The organism is Mycobacterium sp. TH-M25, from assembly GCF_057473665.1.
Window position 1 is genome coordinate 1 of sequence record NZ_JBYCLA010000060.1, and the last position, 4,194, is coordinate 4,194.

Annotated in this window: 3 protein-coding genes and 1 pseudogene; all 4 read left to right on the forward strand. The window is 64.8% G+C overall.

Annotated elements, in window-relative coordinates; all coding sequences use genetic code 11:
- Positions 1 to 78: 78 nt before the first annotated feature.
- The 4 genes and pseudogenes from AC2VOU_RS02305 (at position 79) to AC2VOU_RS02320 (ending at position 4,143) form a co-directional block, all read left to right on the forward strand.
- A complete protein-coding gene (locus AC2VOU_RS02305) occupies positions 79 to 2,157 on the forward strand; it encodes a prolyl oligopeptidase family serine peptidase (protein ID WP_486955903.1) in 2,079 nt (692 codons plus the stop codon).
- 32 nt (positions 2,158 to 2,189) lie between these two features.
- Positions 2,190 to 2,834 (forward strand): LpqN/LpqT family lipoprotein, encoded by a 645-nt coding sequence (locus tag AC2VOU_RS02310; RefSeq protein ID WP_486955901.1) that lies wholly within the window; start codon positions 2,190 to 2,192, stop codon positions 2,832 to 2,834.
- Positions 2,830 to 3,156: pseudogene (locus AC2VOU_RS02315) on the forward strand (enoyl-CoA hydratase-related protein); the annotation flags it as partial. The gene AC2VOU_RS02310 and the pseudogene AC2VOU_RS02315, both read left to right, overlap by 5 nt.
- Before the next feature lie 702 nt (positions 3,157 to 3,858).
- Positions 3,859 to 4,143 (forward strand): type II toxin-antitoxin system Phd/YefM family antitoxin, encoded by a 285-nt coding sequence (locus AC2VOU_RS02320; protein ID WP_486955902.1) that lies wholly within the window; start codon positions 3,859 to 3,861, stop codon positions 4,141 to 4,143.
- Positions 4,144 to 4,194 lie beyond the last annotated feature (51 nt).

The window sequence follows — 4,194 nt, forward strand, 5'->3', positions numbered from 1 at the left end:
GGATATCGCTCACGCTTCACCTCCCGATATCACACGATATCGGGAGGTGGCCTGGCCGCTGGCGTGCAACAAGCCACAATGGCATCCATGCCCGCCAACGAGCTCAACGACCCCTACCTGTGCCTGGAAGACGTCCTCGGTGAGCAGCAGCTCACCTGGGTGCGCAACCGCAACGATCCGACGGTCGCCCGGTTCGCCGGCGACGATTTCGAGCGGATGCGCGCCGAAGCGCTCGAGGTGCTCGACACCGACGCCCGCATTCCGTATGCGCGCCGCCGCGGCGACTACCTGTACAACTTCTGGCGCGACGCGGACAACCCGCGCGGGCTGTGGCGGCGGACCACGCTGGACAGCTACCGCAGCGACGTCACCGACTGGGATGTGCTGTTGGACGTGGACGAATTGAGCCGTGCCGACAAGGAAAACTGGGTCTGGTCGGGCGCTATCGTCATCGAACCCGAATTCGACCGCGCACTGGTCAACCTGTCGCGAGGCGGTGCCGACGCGGTCATTGTGCGCGAATTCGACTTGCAGAAGCACGATTTCGTCGATGGCGGATTCGAGCTGCCCGAAGCCAAGACACAGATGAGCTGGGAAGACCCCGACACCGTGCTGGTGGGCACCGACTCCGGGCCCGGCTCGCTCACCGATTCCGGCTATCCGCGCATCGTCAAACGGTGGCGGCGCGGTACGCCCCTGGCCGAGGCGGAGCTGGTTTTCGAAGGCGCGAGCACCGACGTCAGCGTCGGCGGATCCACCGATCGGACACCGGGTTTCGAGCGCACTTTTGTCTCCCGATCCACCGACTTCTGGAACAGTGAGCGTTACGAGTTGCGCGGCCCCGAACTGATCCGCATCGACGTTCCCTCCGATGCGAGCAGCGTCTCGATTCATCGCGAATGGCTCTTGATCGAACCACGCACCGACTGGGAGTTCGGCACCGCAACCTATCCGGCCGGTTCACTCGTGGCGGCCAATTACGACGAATTCCTCAGCGGTGGGCGTGAACTGACCGTGGTCTTCGAACCCGATGCACACACCTGCCTGCACCAGTACGCCTGGACCCGCGACCGACTCCTGCTGGTCACTTTGGCCGACGTGGCCAGCCGGGTCGAGGTCGTCACACCGCCCTCGCGTGACGACCCGCTGCGCCCGGCTTCGCCGCGCTTGCGATCGTCACGAGGCAGTTGGGAGCGCACACCGCTGGCAGGTATTCCGCCGGCGACCGAGAGCGTGATCGTCGCCGCCGACGACACCGGCGACGAGTTCTTCTTGGACTGCAGCGGCTTCGACACCCCGTCGCGGCTGCTGCGCGGCACCGGCGACGACCCGCTCGAACAGGTCAAGGACGCGCCTGGCTTTTTCGACGCCGAAAACCTCTCCGTGGCACAATATTTCGCGACGTCGAAGGACGGCACCGCGATCCCGTACTTCGTCGTCCGGCCCGGCGGCATCGACGGGCCCGGGCCGACGCTGCTCTACGGCTATGGCGGATTCGAGAACTCCTACACCCCCGGCTACAGCCCGGTGATGGGCCGGCTCTGGCTGGCGCGCGGCGGCACCTACGTGCTGGCCAATATTCGGGGCGGCGGCGAGTACGGGCCCAACTGGCACACCCAGACGATGCGCGAAGGACGTCACCTGGTGGCCGAGGACTTCGCGGCGGTGGCAACCGATGTGGTCGAACGCGGCATCGCCACTGTTGCGCAACTCGGGGCCCAGGGCGGTAGCAATGGCGGCCTGTTGATGGGCATCATGCTGACCAAGTACCCGCAGCTGTTCGGCGCCCTGGTGTGCCAGGTGCCGTTGCTGGACATGCGACGCTTTCACCTGTTGCTGGCGGGCGCGTCTTGGGTCGCCGAGTACGGTAACCCCGATGACCCCGAGGACTGGAAGTTCATCTCCGAATACTCGCCCTACCAGAATGTTTCGGCTGACCTTGAATATCCGCCGGTGCTGATCATGACGTCGACCCGCGATGACCGGGTGCACCCCGGGCATGCCCGCAAGATGACGGCGGCGCTGGAGGCCACCGGGCATCGGGTCTGGTATTACGAGAATATCGAGGGCGGCCACGCCGGCGCCGCCGACAACGCCCAGACCGCGTTCAAATCCGCGCTGGCCTTCTCCTTCCTGTGGCAGATGTTGGGTGGTTGAGGGCAACAATGATGAAGGTGTGGTGTGGGTCAATGCGCGTGCCTTACCTGTTGTGTGCGACGGTGGCCACCGTGACGCTGCTGGCGGTGCCGGGCTGTTCGAAGGTGGTCACCGGCACTGCGGCTCGGGACCCTCACCAACCACCGCGGAAACCCACTGACTGCGCGCAGGTTTCGGCGCCCCTGACGCCCATCGAGCCCCGCGCAGCGGGCGAGCCGCAGCTGAACATCCCGCAGCCGTCCGGTTGGGATCGGGCAGCGATGCTCGACTCGGAGATCATCCGCTTCACCATGCGGAACAAGGACCTGGCGACCAACGACTTCATGCCCACCGCCGTGGTGACGCTCGAATCCGTGCCCGGCGACAACGCCGACAAAACGACGATCTTCAACCAGGAGCGGGCCGCACTGGTCGACAACCTCGGCGCCACCGGGCTCCAGATCGCCGCGACGACCCGCTGCGGGGACGAGGCCGAGCTGGTCGACTACGACGCCCCCGGCATGGGGCGGATTCCCCCACGCAAGATCAAGACGCTCATGGTGGCCGAGGCCTTCCACGGCACCACCTATGTCGCGACAGTCACAGTTCAGTCCACCGATCCTGACAACGCGGTGTATGCCCGGGATGCCAACACCGTACTGACCGGGTTTCAGATGCTCCCCCCGGAGGCAAATTAGCAATGACGACAACCGATTCGAGACGCTGCTCTACGTCCGCGACGGATCCGTCGCGACCATCACGCTGAACCGTCCTGAGCAGCTCAATACCATTGTGCCGCCGATGCCCGACGAGATCGAGGCGGCCGTCGGCTTGGCCGAGCGGGACCCGGCGGTGAAGGTGATCGTGCTGCGGGGGGCCGGCCGGGCGTTCTCCGCCGGTTACAACTTCGGCGACGGCTTCCAGCAGTGGGGCGAGGCGATGAACACCGAAGGCCGCTGGGATCCGGGCAAGGATTTCGCGATGGTCAGTGCCCGTGAGACCGGTCCGACGCAGAAGTTCTCCGTTGACCGGACTAAGCCGCGACACTCGTCGATGCGGTCGAAGATCAGCGCCGCAGCACGTCCAAGCTACTGGATCGCGCGTCGGTCAGCCCGGTGGGGCAGACGTTCGAGTACGCGGCAGTGACGTACCAACGCATAGCGTAGTACACCAAGGAATGCGCGGCTCGCCACGTGGGATCGCCCAAAGTCATGGTGCAGCGGCTCGACACTGGGGAAAGACGTGACGCCACCGAGGCGGAAGACGACGCGTTCTGGTGCTGGGCGGTCGTTGAGACATTGCGCCATACAGGGATTCGATTCGAGGAGCTCCTCGAACTCACCCAGCTGGCGGTCGTTCAGTATGAACTCGCAGATACGCACGAATTTGTTCCTCTGCTCCAAATTGCTCCGTCCAAGAACGACGAGGAACGCGTACTGCTCGTCGGGCCCGAGCTGGCAAACGTCCTGGCGGCCATCATCACTCGGCTCCGCCAACGCCACGGCGGCACAGTTCCGGCCGCAAGCCGCTACGACCCGTCCGAACCACTCGACGGACCGCCGCTACCGCACCTTTTCCAACGGTTCAGTAACCATAACCCCTCAAACCTGGGGAAGTACGTGACCGCTGACAGATCGAGGCCGATCAGATCCTGTCTCATCAAGCCCGCTCCAGTCGCCCTCCCTCTGGACGCCGAGACAGAAACTGGTCATACTTATGACTATGTCGGAAGTCAGCTCACTCGCAGAGGCGAAGGCTCATCTATCGGAATTAGTAGCCCGCGTCGGCGACCAGCACGAACGGATCACCGTCACGGTGCACGGACGTCCCACGGCGGTCCTTCTCGCCGTCGACGACCTGGAGTCACTCGAGGAAACCATTGCGGTGCTGTCCGACCCCGCAGCGCTCCGCGCCCTAGGCGAGGCCGATGCTGAGCTAGCCCGCGGGGAAGGGGAGAACCAGGACACCCTTGCCGCGGCGATGCAAGCACGCCGAGCTAGGACGTGACCGACCGGCGATACGAGTTGATAATCGCGCCGACCGCGAAAAGGCAACTAG